Origin of the sequence: Pseudomonas sp. R1-1 (assembly GCF_051132135.1) — a bacterium.
GTDB lineage: Bacteria > Pseudomonadota > Gammaproteobacteria > Pseudomonadales > Pseudomonadaceae > Aquipseudomonas.
In genome coordinates this window covers 5,087,032-5,101,845 of sequence record NZ_CP071663.1, presented here as the reverse complement: position 1 = coordinate 5,101,845, position 14,814 = coordinate 5,087,032, and the positions used below count along the sequence as shown (strand labels likewise).

Annotated in this window: 13 protein-coding genes; 6 read left to right on the top strand and 7 right to left on the bottom strand. The window is 58.9% G+C overall.

What is annotated here, in order from left to right; all coding sequences use genetic code 11:
- Positions 1 to 18: 18 nt before the first annotated feature.
- From alg8 to yaaA, 3 genes are all read right to left on the bottom strand, one after another.
- Positions 19 to 1,500, bottom strand: a complete 1,482-nt coding sequence (gene alg8, locus J3P75_RS22915) for a mannuronan synthase (RefSeq protein ID WP_172833293.1) — start codon at positions 1,498 to 1,500, stop codon at positions 19 to 21.
- A 99-nt stretch (positions 1,501 to 1,599) separates the two neighbouring features.
- The gene (locus J3P75_RS22910) at positions 1,600 to 2,916 is read right to left on the bottom strand and encodes a nucleotide sugar dehydrogenase (RefSeq protein WP_434708285.1); all 1,317 of its coding nucleotides are present in this window, start codon (positions 2,914 to 2,916) and stop codon (positions 1,600 to 1,602) included.
- A gap of 808 nt (positions 2,917 to 3,724) precedes the next feature.
- Positions 3,725 to 4,504 carry a peroxide stress protein YaaA gene (gene yaaA, locus J3P75_RS22905; RefSeq protein WP_434708284.1) on the bottom strand — a complete coding sequence of 260 codons (780 nt, stop codon included), beginning with the start codon at positions 4,502 to 4,504 and terminating at the stop codon, positions 3,725 to 3,727.
- 326 nt (positions 4,505 to 4,830) lie between these two features.
- Between yaaA and J3P75_RS22900 the strand changes: the two genes are divergently transcribed.
- From J3P75_RS22900 to J3P75_RS22875, 6 genes are all read left to right on the top strand, one after another.
- Positions 4,831 to 5,955 carry a polysaccharide deacetylase family protein gene (locus J3P75_RS22900; RefSeq protein ID WP_434708283.1) on the top strand — a complete coding sequence of 375 codons (1,125 nt, stop codon included), beginning with the start codon at positions 4,831 to 4,833 and terminating at the stop codon, positions 5,953 to 5,955.
- 337 nt (positions 5,956 to 6,292) lie between these two features.
- On the top strand, positions 6,293 to 7,687 hold the full coding sequence (locus tag J3P75_RS22895; RefSeq protein WP_434708282.1) for a PhoH family protein: 1,395 nt from the start codon (positions 6,293 to 6,295) through the stop codon (positions 7,685 to 7,687).
- A 238-nt stretch (positions 7,688 to 7,925) separates the two neighbouring features.
- Positions 7,926 to 8,399, top strand: a complete 474-nt coding sequence (gene moaC / locus J3P75_RS22890; RefSeq protein ID WP_095180424.1) for a cyclic pyranopterin monophosphate synthase MoaC — start codon at positions 7,926 to 7,928, stop codon at positions 8,397 to 8,399.
- Positions 8,396 to 8,638, top strand: a complete 243-nt coding sequence (gene moaD, locus J3P75_RS22885) for a molybdopterin converting factor subunit 1 (RefSeq protein WP_434708281.1) — start codon at positions 8,396 to 8,398, stop codon at positions 8,636 to 8,638. The genes moaC and moaD overlap by 4 nt, the downstream gene beginning before the upstream one ends.
- A gap of 3 nt (positions 8,639 to 8,641) precedes the next feature.
- The gene (gene moaE, locus J3P75_RS22880; RefSeq protein WP_073473663.1) at positions 8,642 to 9,094 is read left to right on the top strand and encodes a molybdopterin synthase catalytic subunit MoaE; all 453 of its coding nucleotides are present in this window, start codon (positions 8,642 to 8,644) and stop codon (positions 9,092 to 9,094) included.
- A gap of 269 nt (positions 9,095 to 9,363) precedes the next feature.
- Complete coding sequence (locus tag J3P75_RS22875; protein WP_434708280.1) at positions 9,364 to 10,140, top strand: ABC transporter substrate-binding protein; 777 nt, start codon at positions 9,364 to 9,366, stop codon at positions 10,138 to 10,140.
- A 101-nt stretch (positions 10,141 to 10,241) separates the two neighbouring features.
- Here J3P75_RS22875 and J3P75_RS22870 read toward each other — a convergent pair whose 3' ends face one another.
- From J3P75_RS22870 to rhlB, 4 genes are all read right to left on the bottom strand, one after another.
- Positions 10,242 to 10,868, bottom strand: coding sequence for a helix-turn-helix transcriptional regulator (locus J3P75_RS22870; RefSeq protein ID WP_434708279.1), 627 nt, complete (start codon positions 10,866 to 10,868; stop codon positions 10,242 to 10,244).
- 90 nt (positions 10,869 to 10,958) lie between these two features.
- Complete coding sequence (locus J3P75_RS22865; protein ID WP_434708278.1) at positions 10,959 to 12,086, bottom strand: NAD(P)/FAD-dependent oxidoreductase; 1,128 nt, start codon at positions 12,084 to 12,086, stop codon at positions 10,959 to 10,961.
- Positions 12,087 to 12,235: 149 nt separating this feature from the next.
- Complete coding sequence (locus J3P75_RS22860) at positions 12,236 to 13,180, bottom strand: ornithine cyclodeaminase family protein (protein WP_434708277.1); 945 nt, start codon at positions 13,178 to 13,180, stop codon at positions 12,236 to 12,238.
- Positions 13,181 to 13,297: 117 nt separating this feature from the next.
- Positions 13,298 to 14,788: an ATP-dependent RNA helicase RhlB gene (rhlB, locus tag J3P75_RS22855; RefSeq protein ID WP_434708276.1), complete on the bottom strand. Its 1,491-nt coding sequence runs from the start codon at positions 14,786 to 14,788 to the stop codon at positions 13,298 to 13,300.
- Positions 14,789 to 14,814: the final 26 nt, after the last annotated feature.

Below are 14,814 nucleotides of genomic sequence, written 5' to 3'. Positions count from 1 at the left end.
TAATTCAATAGGAACGGGTCAGACCATCATCAGCAGCACGGCGACAAAAATGCTGCCGGCGGAGAAGGTCATGGTCCGAGACGACCAGGTGTTGAACCAACGTTGAAAGCTGGCGAGGTCACGGGTCAGGGAAGTGGGCTGGCGAGTCCACGATTGTTGGTCGAGGCGGAAGAACACGTAGATCTTCACTAGCGCGCCAACGATCTGGTTGTAATACAGAATCGCCGGGTAAGCCGGGCCGATGCGGTGTCCGGAGCACGACAGCAACAGCGTCAGGATCAGGCGGGTGATGCCGATCCACAGCAGGTACACGAGGATGAACGCGGTGCCGTACTTGAAGCTGGCGATAAGCGCCACGGTCAGACCGAGCAGCGAAGTCCACATCGACACACGCTGGTCGAACAGCACCACCGAAGTGAATGCGCCGAGACGACGGATACCCAGGCCCAGTGCACGCGAGTTCTGCCGCAGGTTGTTGCCGTACCAGCGGAACATCAGCTTGCGGCTGGCCTTGATGAAGCTCTTTTCCGGCGGGTGCTCAACGGTGTTGATCGCCGCGTCCGGCACGTAGAAGGTGTCGTAACCCAGGCGCATCAGGCTGAACCAGCTCGACTTGTCGTCACCGGTCAGGAATTTGAAGCGGCCCAGGCGCCAGTGTTGCAGCGAGTCGCTTTCAACGTCGGCGATGAATTCCGGGTTGGTCACCACGGACGCTTTGAACACCGACATACGACCGGTCATGGTCAGTACGCGCTTGGACAAGGCCATCGAGCACATGTTGATGTGGCGCTGGGCGAAGCGCAGCTTGTGCCACTCGCTCATGATGTAGCCGCCGCGCACTTCGCAGAATTCGTTGGTGGTCAGGCCGCCGACGTTGCCGAACAGCTGGAACCACGGCACGGTCTTGCGCACGACGCCTTCGCCGAGCACGGTATCGCCGTCGATCACGGCCACGACGGCACGGTCGTCCGGCAGGTGACGGGAGATCGCGCGGAAACCGAAGGCCAGACCATCACGCTTGCCGGTGCCGGGAATGCGCACGAAGTCGAGCTTGACCCGCTCCGGCGGATTCATCCGTGCCCACAGCGCCTTGACCAGCAGCTCGTCGGACATCTCCACGATCGAGCAGACGATGGTGGTCGGCAGATCGCAATCGATGGCTTCGCGGATCACCGAGCTGTAGACCTGCGCGGTAGTCAGCGCGTCAATACGGAAACTGGTGACCATCAGAAACACATGCGATGGATCGGCGGCCTTGCCCAGCTTGCGCACTTTGCGGCGCAGGTGCGGGTAGACGATGTAGAGAAAAATCATGCCGCGCACAAAGTGCGTTGCACCCATCGAGTAGCGCCAGATACCCACGGCGCCAATCAGGAAAATGAAGTCCTTCGACTCGGAGTCGAATGTGGACGTGGGCAGCATCAAGGCCAGGCCCATCAGCAGACTGAGATAAAAAAGCCAGCCGGCTGATTGCAGAAAAAAATGTTTGAGCTTGGTCATAACCGTCATCCGAAGGTAAGGGAAGCCGCAAGTTGCAAGCTTCAAGCTGCAAGCCAATCGCGTTGACTTGCAGCTCGACGCTTGTCGCTTGGCGCTGCGTTACCAGCAAATACCTTCGGTGCGGCTACCGGCGCTGGTGGCCTTGGACATGAAGCCCACCAGGTCGATGACTTGCTTGCCCTTCGGCGCTTCCTGGGCCAGCGAGCGGAATTTCTCGTCGCGGTTGCCGAGGATGATCACGTCGGAGTTGTCGATCACCGAGTCGAAGTCCGAGTTGAGCAGGGACGATACGTGCGGGATTTTCGACTCGATGTAGTCTTTGTTCGCGCCGTGAACACGGGCGTACTCGACGTTGCTGTCGTAGATGCTCAGGTCGTAACCCTTGCCGATCAGCATTTCGGCCAGTTCGACCAGCGGGCTTTCGCGCAGGTCGTCGGTGCCGGCCTTGAAGCTCAGACCGAGCAGGGCGACTTTGCGTTTTTCATGGCTTTCAACGATGTCGAAAGCGTTCTGCACTTGCGATTCGTTACTGCGCATCAGCGAGTTGAGCAGCGGCGCTTCGACGTCCAGGGAACCGGCGCGGTAGGTCAGGGCGCGGACGTCTTTTGGCAGGCACGAGCCACCGAAAGCGAAGCCTGGACGCATGTAGTACTGGGACAGGTTGAGGGTCTTGTCCTGGCAGACCACTTCCATCACTTCACGGCCATCGACGCCGACCGCTTTGGCGATGTTGCCGATCTCGTTGGCGAAGGTCACTTTGGTCGCGTGCCAGACGTTGCAGGTGTACTTGATCATTTCGGCAACGGCGATGTCCTTGCGGATGATCGGTGCGTCGAGTTCTTCGTACAGCGATTGCAGAACGTCACCGGAGGCGGTGTCGAACTCGCCGATGACCGTCATCGGTGGCTGATCGTAGTCAGCGATTGCAGTGGATTCGCGCAGGAACTCAGGGTTGACCGCAACGCCGAAGTCGACGCCGGCTTTCTTGCCCGAGCAGTCTTCGAGAATCGGGATCACCACGTTAGCCACGGTGCCCGGCAGAACGGTGCTGCGCACGACGATGGTGTGACGGGTGGTTTTTTCACGCAGAACAAAACCGATCTCGCGGCATACCGCTTCGATGTAGTTGAGTTCCAGGTCACCGTTCTTTTTGCTCGGTGTACCGACGCAGATCATCGACAGGTCGGTGTCGCGAATGGCTTCGGCGAAGTTGGTCGTGCCGCGCAGACGACCGGTCTGGATTCCCTGTTGTAGAAGTTCGCCCAGACCCGGTTCAACGATCGGCGATTTACCGGCGTTGATCATGTCGATCTTGTCTTTGGCAACATCGACGCCAACTACGTCATGGCCCCGTGCAGACAGGCAACCGGCACATACTGCGCCAACGTAACCCAAACCAAATATGCTGATGCGCATCGCAATTACCTCTGTATATATCAGGCCTTAGAGGCCGGAGTTAATGGTGTTCAGCGGACACTAGTGCACTCGAAAGTGCGGCTTACAGGCGCCACAATGCCGTGTGCAGGCATACTAAGTTTCGAGTGTCTAAATAAGTGCACTCAAGATGTGCGCAACCAGGCCTTATTGTTATGACTTGCCCTGTTATGCAGCGGATCTTCTTTTGAAGACTCTTGTGCAATCGTCTTGCGCGCTTGATGCAGGGATGAAAATCCCTGTAAATCAAGCGGTTCAGTGCTCAGGCGAGCACGTTTAAAGGGTACGACCATGGCCTTTGCAGGGGATATCAATGGTGCGTATCGCCTGTCCATCGTTTCGTTTTCAGACCGGTTAGTCATCTAGTCAAGTTGCTGTGACAACTTGGTTACATGGCTATCTGCTCTGCGTAAGTTATCTCGTACAAACTCTCCGAGAATCGTTACCGGTGGTATGAGCTACGCATTTGGACATAGTTCCTGTCCGCTCATCGTGCCATCTGAAATTTTTTGAAATATTGGTAAAGATGGCACTGCTTTCAATTTGATAGCACTAGCGATTTCGCCCTTTAGTTCTGGGGCTATAAGTGCACTAGATAGTTTTGTGCCACTACTGCAAAAAAATTTAGGTGCCACTACTGAAAAAACTGACGAGTGTCGAGTGAAAGAAATCTTAGAAAAGACAGGGGTATTTTTTTGGCGCCATTAAACCGGCGAAATGCGGCGGGAGTTTTCTGGCATCGTGCGAGGTGCACGACTCTGGATGAAAAGAGTCGTGCATTGGGCATGCTTTATTCCGGGGCGTGATCGCGCAGAAACACCAGATTATCGGGTTTCGACTGCTCGGCACTGAAGCGATAACCCTGCACATCGAAGTGCTTGAGTTGCGCTGGATCGTTGATCTTTTCCTGAATCACGAAACGGCTCATCAGACCGCGGGCTTTTTTCGCGTAGAAACTGATGATCTTGTACTGACCGTTCTTCTGATCCTTGAACTCGGTATTGATGATTCGCGCGTTGAGGGCGGTGCGTTTGACGGCCGAAAAGTACTCGTTGGATGCCAGGTTGAGCAGCACATCATCGCCTTGTTCGGCCAGCGCTTCGTTGAGCCATTCGCTGATGCGCGTGCCCCAGAAGGCATACAGGTCTTTGCCGCGGGCGTTGGCCAGTTTGGTGCCCATTTCCAGGCGATAGGCTTGCATCAGGTCGAGGGGACGCAGCAGGCCATAAAGGCCGGAAAGCATGCGCAGGTGCTTTTGCGCGTAATCGAAATCTTTTTCGCTGAAAGATTGCGCGTCCAGACCGGTATAGACGTCGCCTTTGAAGGCGAGCAATGCCTGCTTGGCATTCTCTGGCGTGAAGGCCGGCGTCCAGCTACCGAAACGCGCGGCATTGAGCCCGCCGATCTTGTCGGATACGTGCATCAGCTCGCTGATTTGCGCCGGGCTCAGCTCGCGCAATTGCTGGATCAGCTCCTGGGAGTGGTCCAGGTATTGCGGCTGGGTAAAGCGCTGGGTCGCCGGCGGTGTTTCGTAATCGAGGGTCTTGGCGGGGGAAATCACCATCAGCATGAAGTCGTCTCCTTTAATCGTGGGGGCGATTCTAGGGGGTTGGCGGGGTTGACTCCAGCTATGGGGGTTATAGGTCGGTGCAAGGGCCGGGATTTGCGACGGCTGGTGGATCTTTCCCTCACCCCAGCCCTCTCCCGGAGGGAGAGGGAGCCGATCTCATTGATTTCAAAATTTGAGTTCGACTCGATAGTTCAGATTGGCGGACATCGAAAGCGATACTCGGTCAGCTCCCTCTCCCCCCGGGAGAGGGCTGGGGTGAGGGCGGCGTCCTTCAGCCTTGCACATCAGCTATAGTGCCGCGCGGGTTTTGTTATGGAGACGTCCCCTTGCGCATTGTTCTTTTTTTCACCGCCTGGCTGCTGAGTGTCGCTGCCGTTGCGGCGCCTGGTGATCCGGCGACGCTGGACCGCAGCACCTGGCCTGAGCAGCTCAGCAGTCCGACCCTGTTCGACGTCGCGTCACGCGCAGAAATCCTCATGTTTGCCCGTGGCCTGCTCGGCGCCGAGTCGATCGACGAGGCCGCACTGGCCCAGCGCCTCGGCCTGCGCACGGTGAATATCGATGCGGTCAACCAGCTGCGCCAGCGCCTCTGGCAACGCCTGCTCACCAACTACAACCATGCCCAGCAAAGCTGTGATCAGGATGCCTCGTTCTGCTTCCTCGTCGAAGACCTGCCGACCCTGCGTGAGCAAGCCGCCAAGTTTGTGGTCAGCGACGACAGCTATTACACCAAATGGGCCGAACCGAGCCGGATTTTCCATCTGCAGTATCTGGATGAACTGCTGCGCAAGGCCGCGCTGTTTCCGCAGACCAGCAGCGAAGTCGATCGTTTCGGCGACTACGAGCGCAACGGCGACGACATGCACGATCGCCTGTTTCTGCTGACCTTCGACAGCGCCGCCAATGTCCAGCCGGACAACACCGACTGGCTCACCGAGTACCTGCGCAAATCCAATATGAGCGGCACGTTCTTTGTATTGGGCAAAGATATTCAGGCACGGCTGGCCGATCGTTCGGTCAGCAGCCTGCAAGCGAGTTTTTCGACCCAGTGCGTAGGCGTGCAAGGCTGGGAGTTCCGTTCTCACAGCCACTGGCAGGACTGGCAGGATTCGGTGCGGCGCAGTGCCGATCTGGTGAAGAGCAAGTTGCCGGAGAACTACGTACCGCTGTTCCGCCCGCCGGAAGGCCAGCGCCGCAGCGATGCACAAGGCTTCCTCAATGCCCAGGGCCTGCAAGTGGCGCTGTGGGACATCGATGCTCAGGACGGCGCCGGCCGACTCAGAGGCGCGGCGAGCGCGCAGCGAGTCCTGACCCTGATGCTGTTGTGGCGCCACGGAGTGATCAATTTCAACATGAAGCAGGATGCGGTTAAGACCTCGTTGCCGTGGCTGATCACGCAAACCGCGCAGAGCGGCATCGGTTGGGAAGACTGTCAGGACGCGTTTCGATGAGGAGCACCCAAGGGCCGAAAACATTGGGCTTGGGCTGATTTTTTGAAGGGATTCGATGCAGGCGGACTTCCGACTTTAGCGGTGTCTGGTGAGTCCGCCAAGGGCTATTCGTCACTCTGCAAAATAAACTTAAAAAAACCGTCAAAGTACTTTTTTATGTCATCGGTTTTGGAGTATTACGAAGACAGACCGCCGAAACCTGCAACACAGGTGGCGTCTTCCAAGACCCGTTTGTTTGCAGTCACTTGAATCTCCGCAGGTGAGATTTCGGCAGTCACTTCGAGGCGCAGCACCGCTCAGGTATTGCGTCTACTGGCTCTGACATAGGTGACCGAGTATGGATGATCACGGACGTAGCCCTTCCTCCAACCAGCCAATCCTGTATGTACTCGATACCAACGTATTGATTCACGATCCAAATGCCCTGCTGAATTTCGAAGAACACCACGTTGCCATCCCGATGACCGTGCTCGAAGAACTCGACAAGCTCAAGAGCGGGCATCACAGCGTTGCCGCCGAATGCCGCCAGGCCATCCGGCTGATCGACAAGACCTTGGGCGATGCGTCACCCGAAGACGTTGAACTGGGTGTGCCGATCCAGCGCGGCAAGGGTGGGCCGAAGGGCTTGCTGTCAATTCTGATGAGCAAGCAGGCCGAGTCGAACCTGATTCTGCCCGAGCACCTGAACGACAACAAAATCATCAACCAACTGATCGACCTGCACGCTCGCGACCCGCGCCAACCGGTGGTGCTGGTCACCAAAGACATCAATATGCGCCTCAAGGCGCGCGCCTGCGGCATCGATGCCGAGGATTACAGCACCGACCAACTGGTCGATGACGTGTCCCTGCTGCCCAACGGCTACCACACCATGACCGGCTCGTTCTGGGACCGCGTGAGCAAGGTCGACACCCGCCAGGATCACGGCCGCACCTGGCATCAAGTGCAACTGATCGACAACCTGCCGGCAGTGCACATCAACGAGTTCATCATCGACGAACAGGGGTTCGTCGGCTGGATCAAGGAGATCGACGAGGCCAAGCTGCTGATTCTCGATCTGCATCAGGAACCGCTGCTGCACCAAGAGGCCTGGGGGCTCAAGCCACGCGACATCTACCAAAGCCTGGCACTTTATGCGCTGCTCGACCCGGACATTCACCTGGTCAATCTGTCCGGCGCTGCCGGTTCCGGTAAAACCATTCTGGCCCTGGCCGCGGCGATCGAGCAGACCATGGTCAGCAAGCGCTACCGGCGCATCATCGCCACCCGCAGCGTGCAGGGCCTGGACCAGGAAATCGGCTTCCTGCCCGGCACCGAAGCGGAAAAAATGGAGCCTTGGCTGGGCGCCATCACCGACAACCTCGAAGCCTTGCACATGGATGACGAAAACACCCATGGCAGCGTCGATTACATCCTCAGCAAAGTGCCGTTGCAGTTCAAATCGCTCAACTACATTCGCGGTCGCAGCTTCCAGCAGAGCCTGATCCTGATCGACGAATGCCAGAACCTCACGCCACATCAGATGAAAACCATCATCACCCGTGCCGGCACCGGTTCGAAAGTGGTGTGCCTGGGCAACCTCGCACAGATCGACACTCCCTACCTGTCCGCGACCAGTTCCGGGCTGACGTACCTGACCGAACGCTTCAAGGATTTCCCCAACGGTGTGCACATCACCCTGCAAGGGGTGCCTCGCTCGATTCTGGCTGAATACGCCGAATCGCATTTGTAACCCTTCCTGCGAAACCGGGCGGCCCAAAAAACCGCCCGTTTTTTATGCCGAACACAAAACCAAATGTAGGAGTGAGCCTGCTCGCGATAGCGGTGCATCAGCCACCATGAATGCTGAATGTCATACCGCTATCGTGAGCAGGCTCACTCCTACACGGATTTAGGGTGAGGCGGTAATCGCGCTCGCGGATATCTGACCCACGGGTTTACAATCCACGCTCCTGATCAGGAGTAATTCCGTGCTGACTCATCTCGATTCCCAAGGTCGCGCCAACATGGTCGACGTCACCGAAAAAGCCGTGACGTTCCGTGAAGCGACGGCCCAAGCGCTGGTGCGCATGCTTCCTGAAACGCTGCAGATGATTGTCAGCGGCGGCCATCCCAAGGGTGATGTGTTTGCCGTGGCGCGCATCGCCGGGATCCAGGCGGCGAAGAAGACCAGCGATTTGATTCCGCTGTGCCATCCGCTGCTGCTCACCGGCGTCAAGGTCGAGCTGAGCGCCGAAGGCGACGATAGCGTGCGCATCGTCGCCCGCTGCAAACTCTCCGGACAGACTGGCGTCGAGATGGAAGCGCTGACCGCCGCCAGCGTCGCCGCCCTGACCATCTATGACATGTGCAAAGCCGTGGACCGTGGCATGACCATCGAAAGCGTGCGTCTGCTGGAGAAGGTCGGTGGCAAGAGCGGCCACTTTCAGGCGGAGCAGCCATGAACGTGACCGTGAAGTTTTTTGCTCGATACCGTGAAGCGCTGGGCGTCGATTCGGTGAAGGTTGAGGGCGATTTTGCTACGGTTGACGATGTGCGCAGCCTGTTGGCGCAGCGTGACGGCGCCGAGGTGTTGCGCGAACAGAATCTGATGTGCGCCCGCAACGAAGATCTCTGCCAGCTCGACGAGCCGGTAGCCGACGGCGACGAAGTGGCGTTTTTCCCCACCGTGACCGGAGGCTGAACCATGGCGATTCGCGTGCAGGCCACGCCGTTCGATCCGGGTGCTGAAGTCAATGCGATGCACGCGGCCAACGTCGGCGTCGGTGCGGTGGTGAGTTTCGTCGGCTATGTGCGCGACTTCAACGACGGGCTCGATGTCGCGGGGATGTTTCTCGAGCACTATCCGGGCATGACCGAAAAAGCCTTGGGCAAGATCGCCGTCGAAGCCGAACAGCGCTGGCCGCTGCTGAAGCTGGAAGTGTTGCATCGCATCGGCGCGCTGGAGCCGGGCGAGCCGATCGTCTTCGTCGGCGCCGCCAGCGCCCATCGCCAGGCCGCCTTCGACGCCTGCGCCTTCGTCATGGACTACCTGAAAACCCGCGCACCGTTCTGGAAGAAAGAAAACACCAGCGACGGGCCGCGCTGGGTGGAAGGGCGCGACAGTGATCATGCGGCTGCAGATCGCTGGAACAAGTAAATTTTTAGTGTCTTCAAATCCGCTATCGCGAGCAGGCTCACTCCTACAAGGGGAACGCATTCCAAGTGTAGGAGTGAGCCTGCTCGCGATGGCGCCATCTGCATCACCCAAAATCTCGCTGACACACCGCTAAGGACAATTGACGATTTGTACCTGAGAGTCCAGTATGGATTTCCAAGTACAAGCGCTTCTGTCTTGCCGCTGATAGCTCACCGCTTGTAACTGCTCTTCTTCGCCAAACCAACAACAACTTCCGCGAGAGAACGAACATGAAGAAACTCCCCCTCATCACCGGCCTGGTCTTCAGTCTGTTGGCCTGTGCCAGCACCTTCGCTGCAGAGAAAACCTTGCGCATCGGCATTGAAGCCGCTTACCCGCCATTTGCCTCGAAAACCGACAAGGGCGAAATCGTCGGTTTTGACTACGACATCGGCAATGCCCTGTGCGCGCAGATGAAGGTCAAGTGCGTGTGGGTCGAGGGAGAGTTCGACGGGCTGATTCCGTCGTTGAAAGTGAAGAAGATCGACATGGCCCTGTCGTCGATGACCATCAACGAAGATCGCAAGAAGTCAGTGGATTTCACCCACAAGTATTACTTCACTTCTTCGCGTCTGGTGATGAAAGAAGGCGCCAGCGTCGATGATCAGTACGCCAGCCTCAAGGGCAAGAACGTCGGTGTACAGCGCGCCACCACGACTGATCGGTTCGCCACCGAGGTGTTCGAGCCCAAGGGCGTCAACGTCAAGCGTTACAGCAACAACGAAGAGATCTACATGGATCTCGCGGCAGGGCGGCTCGACGCGATTTTTGCCGACACCATCCCGCTGAATGACTTTCTGTCGATGCCGCGCGGCAAGGGCTATGCGTTTGTCGGGCCGGAGCTGAAGGATCCCAAGTATGTCGGCGAAGGCGCGGGGATCGCGGTGCGCAAGGGCAATGCGGAACTGGTCAGCCAGTTGAACGGGGCCATTGATGGCATTCGTGCGAGTGGCGAGTATCAGAAGATTTCCGAGAAGTATTTCAAGTCGGATATCTACGGCGACTGATAAACCGCTATCGCGAGCAGGCTCACTCCTACATTTGGAATGCGTTCCCCCTGTAGGAGTGAGCCTGCTCGCGATGGCGTCAGAGACATCCCCGCAAATCGCTAGCCCTTCACTTCCTTCAAATGCTTGTACACCGTCGCCCGCCCCATATTCAGCACATTGGCCACATAATTCGAGGCACTCTTGCCCTTGAACGCGCCTTCGGCGTGCAGCGCCAGCACCAGTTCACGTTTGTGATCGCGGTTCAGCACATTCAGGCTCAACTGGCGTTCGCGCAGCCAGGCATGCAGGAAGGTGTTGATGCGTTCCTGCCAGTCATCGCGAAACAGTGCGTCCGGTTGCGGGATCAGTTTGCTCGGTGAGAGGAACAGGTCGAGGGCTGCCTTGGCATTTTCGAACAATGAAATGTTCAGGTTGATGCACAGCACCGCCAGCGGCGCGCCTTCGCTGTCGCGCAGGACGCTGCTCAGGCTGCGAATCTTCTGACCGTCCCAGTTGAGCTTTTCGTACGGGCCGATGTTGCGGTCGCTGACATCCTCGCTGAGCAGGTCTTCCAGTGACGAGTCGTCGCCGATCTCGCGTTTCGACAGATTGTTGGCGATGTAGTCGACCTTCTGCGTGCGCAGGTCATGCAGCACCACTTCGGCGTGCGGGAAAAACAGCGTGGCGATGGCATCGGCGATGGCGCGGAAGTTATCCAGCGCCGGGTCGAATTCGGGGGCGGTCATGACAGTGAAGCTCCAGGCAGCGTCAACGCCTCCCTGATCAGGAGGCGCAGGGAGTGTGCCGCAATCCGTGGCGCGCGTCACCGCGCGGATTCAGCGCAGGCGAGCAGGGGAAAGCATGGCGCTGTTCAGCCCGAATTGCTGCAGGTGCTCGGGCAGTGGCTGGCCACGCACCAGTGCTGCGCTGGCCTGGCCCATCGCCGGCGACGTCTGAATACCGTAGCCACCCTGCGCCGCCACCCAGAACAACCCCGGCACCTGTGGATCGAAACCGCTGAGCAAATCGCCGTCGGCGACGAAGCTGCGCAACCCGGCCCAGGTGCGGGTCGGACGGCGAATGGTCAGGGTGGTGGCTTCTTCGATCTGATAAATGCCCATGGCGATGTCCAGTTCTTCGGGCTGGACATCATGCGGTTCGACCGGATCGGCGTTGGCCGGCGAGCCAAGAAACATTCCGGCATCGGGCTTCATATAGAAGGATTCGTCGAGGCTGACCAGCATCGGCCAGTGATGAATATCGACGCCCTCGGGCCCGGCGAAGATGAACGCGGCGCGGCGTTTCGGTTGCAGGCCCAGCGCCGATGCACCGGCCATGGTGCCGATCTTGTCGGCCCAGGCGCCGGCGGCGTTGATGAGCACCGGGGCGCTGAACGTCTGGCCGTTGGTTTGCACGTGCCACAACCCCTCGGCGTCGCGGCTCAGGCCGAGCACTTCACAATCGGTGTGCACTTCGCCGTTGTTACGGCGGATGCCACGCAGGTAACCCTGATGCAGGGCATCGGTATCGATATCGCTGGCGCTCGGATCGTAGATGGCGCCGTGGACCTTTTCCCGGCGCAGAATCGGCAGGCGCGCGCAGGCTTCGTCGGCGCTGAGCAGTTGCATCTGTGGCACGGTGGCTTTGGCGCTGAGGTATTGGTTGTTCAACTCGGCGGCGTCACCGGTGAAATCCACAGTCATTTCGCCGCGTGGCGTCAGCAATGGGTGTTCGCAGAAACCGGCCGGTGGATGGTCAAAGAACTCGCGGCTGGCCTGGGTCAGTGCGCGCACCTGTGGCGTGCCGTAAGCCGCGGTGAACAGCGCGGCGGAGCGGCCGGTGGAGTGATAGGCCGGATGGGATTCACGCTCGAGCACAATGACTTTGGCGTGTGGTGACAGCCAGAAACCGGTGGAAGCGCCGGCAATTCCGCCGCCGATGATGATGAAATCTGCCTGGTTCATAAGGGGCTCCAGTGTGTACACCATATTCAGAAATTGCACTGTCCCCTGTAGGAGTGAGCCCGCTCGCGATAGCGATCTATCATTCAACGATGCATCGTCTGATATACCGCTATCGCGAGCAGGCTCACTCCTACAGGGGCTTTGTGTGTTCAGTGACGGAGGTGATAAATGGCATTGGCCAGGGCAATGTCCTCCAGCCCCAAACCGATCGAGCGGAAAAACACATGACGCTGATCATCGGGACGCTGCACCTTCTCGCTGAGCAGATCCGCCAGGTCGCCCACAATCGAATCCTTGTTCCAGCCATGCTGCTCAGCCGCAATCAGCATTTCCCCCGCCGAACCCGGCGTGGTCAGACGACAGTCGCAGAACACCTGCATGTCGTTGAGGCTGGCCGGAGGCACTTCATGCGCGCGCGGCGCGTTGGTGCTGATCGAGGTGATCAGTGCCGGTTTGCTCAGCGTGGCGGGGTCGATCACCGGCCCGGCGGACGAGGTGCACAGCATGATGACGTCGGCATCGGCGAGAGCGGTTTCGCGGCTGGCGGCGATGTTCAGCCCCGGCGCGATGGCTTTCAATGCGGCCTGTGTTTCAGCCTCTTCCAGCAGGGACGGCGAATACACGCTGATGCTCTGCCAGTCACGCAACGTTTTCACATAGTGCAGATGCGCCTGGGCAACCTTGCCACTGCCGATTATCGCCAGCCGTGTAGCGTTCGCGGGGGCAAGGGCATCGATCGCCACAGCGGTGGTCGCCGCAGTCCGCGCGGTGGTCAGTTCGCCGGCATCGCACAGCAGCAGTGGCTGGCCGGTTTTCATCGACATCAGCAGTGTCCACGCCGTCACCAGCGCGCCTTGCTCGCGGACGATGTACGGCGAAGTCTTCACGCCGTACACGCCGTCTTCGGCCAGCACGCCCAGATAGTTGATGAAATCGCCGGCGCCTTGCGGAAATTCCACCCATTGCTGCGCCGGCTGCACCGCGCTGCCGGCGGCGAGATCGCGAAACAGCTTGCGCAAAATCTGCGGCACATCGATCTGGGCCAGCAGTCCACGGGCTTGGGCCTGATCGATGACGTAGGGCGTGCTGGACATGATGCGCTCCGAAATTGAACTTATTTTTCCATTATGGACTTTTAGTTATTTCGAGCAATACGCGGGCGAAAAAAAAGCGCAGTCCGTTGCCGGCTGCGCTTTTTTGTCGAGCGTCGCTTACTGCGGACGCTTGCGCTCAACCGGACGCAGCAGATGCGTCGGTGGCGTTTCACAGCTGATCTTGCGGCCGAGCTTTTCTTCGATGGACGGCAACTGGTAGGAGTCGTCCTCGCCGGCGAAGCTGATCGACACACCATCGGCCCCGGCGCGACCGGTACGGCCGATGCGGTGCACGTAATCGTCCGGGACTTCCGGCAGGGTGAAGTTGATCACGTGGCTGATGCCGTCGATGTGAATGCCGCGACCGGCCACATCGGTAGCAACCAGCACGCGAATCTTGCCTTCGCGGAAACCTTCCAGGGTCTTGATGCGCTTGTGCTGTGGCACGTCGCCCGACAGTTGCGCAGCGTTGATGCCGTCGCGCACCAGACGCTCTTCGATACGGCGAACTTCGTCCTTGCGGTTGGCAAACACGATGACCCGCTCCCAGCCGTTATCATTGACCAGGTTGAAGAGCAGTTTGTATTTGTCAGCCCCGGCCACCGCGTAGATGTGCTGCTCGACGTTTTCGTTGGCAACGTTGGTGACTTCGATTTCGACAATCGCCGGATCGGTGGTCCATTGCTTGGCGAGGTTCATCACGTCTTCGGTGAAGGTCGCGGAGAACAGCAGGGTCTGGCGCTCGGACTTCGGTGGGGTCTGGCGAATGATCTGCCGCACCTGCGGGATGAAGCCCATGTCGAGCATGCGGTCGGCTTCGTCCAGCACCATCACTTCGACCATGTCCAGGTGCACGTCGCCACGCTGGTTGAAATCGAGCAGGCGGCCCGGGGTTGCCACGAGAATGTCGCAGTGCCGCGCTTCGAGGTGCTTGAGCTGCTTGTCGAAATCCATGCCGCCAACGAATGTCATCACGTTGAGGCCGGTGTATTTGGTCAGGTCAGCGGCGTCCTTGGCGATCTGTACCACCAGCTCACGGGTTGGCGCGATGATCAGCGCACGGGGTTCGCCCATGTAGCGCTCTTTCGGCGGTGGCGTCTGCAACAGCTGGGTAATGATCGAGATCAGGAACGCGGCGGTCTTGCCGGTGCCGGTCTGCGCGCGGCCGATGGCGTCTTTGCCGGCGAGGGTGTAACCGAGCACCTGCGCCTGGATCGGCGTGCAGTATGGAAAGCCCAGATCCTGAATGGCGTGCATCAGTTCCGGCGACAGCTTGAAATCGTGGAAGCGGGTTTTGCCTTCCTGGGGCTCGACGACGAAGTCTTCTAGTTTCCATGGAATCACCGGGGCCTTGGGCTTCGGTTCGCGACGCGGTCTGGCCGGTTTCGGCGCTTCGCTGCGTGCGGGCTCGGCGGCGATTGGTGCGGCCGTGGCGGGTTGCGGCGGTTGTTTCGGTTCTGGCTTCGGTGCCGCTACAGAAGTAGGGCGGTCGGCCTGCGGGGCATCGTTGCGATGACCGGCGGCGTGCGACGGCGCACTGGGAACTGGCGCGAGCTGCTCAGCCTCGCTTTTACCGAACATCTTCTTGAGTGCTTTGAGCACGGTCATCTCATCAATTGGTTAAGGAATGTACG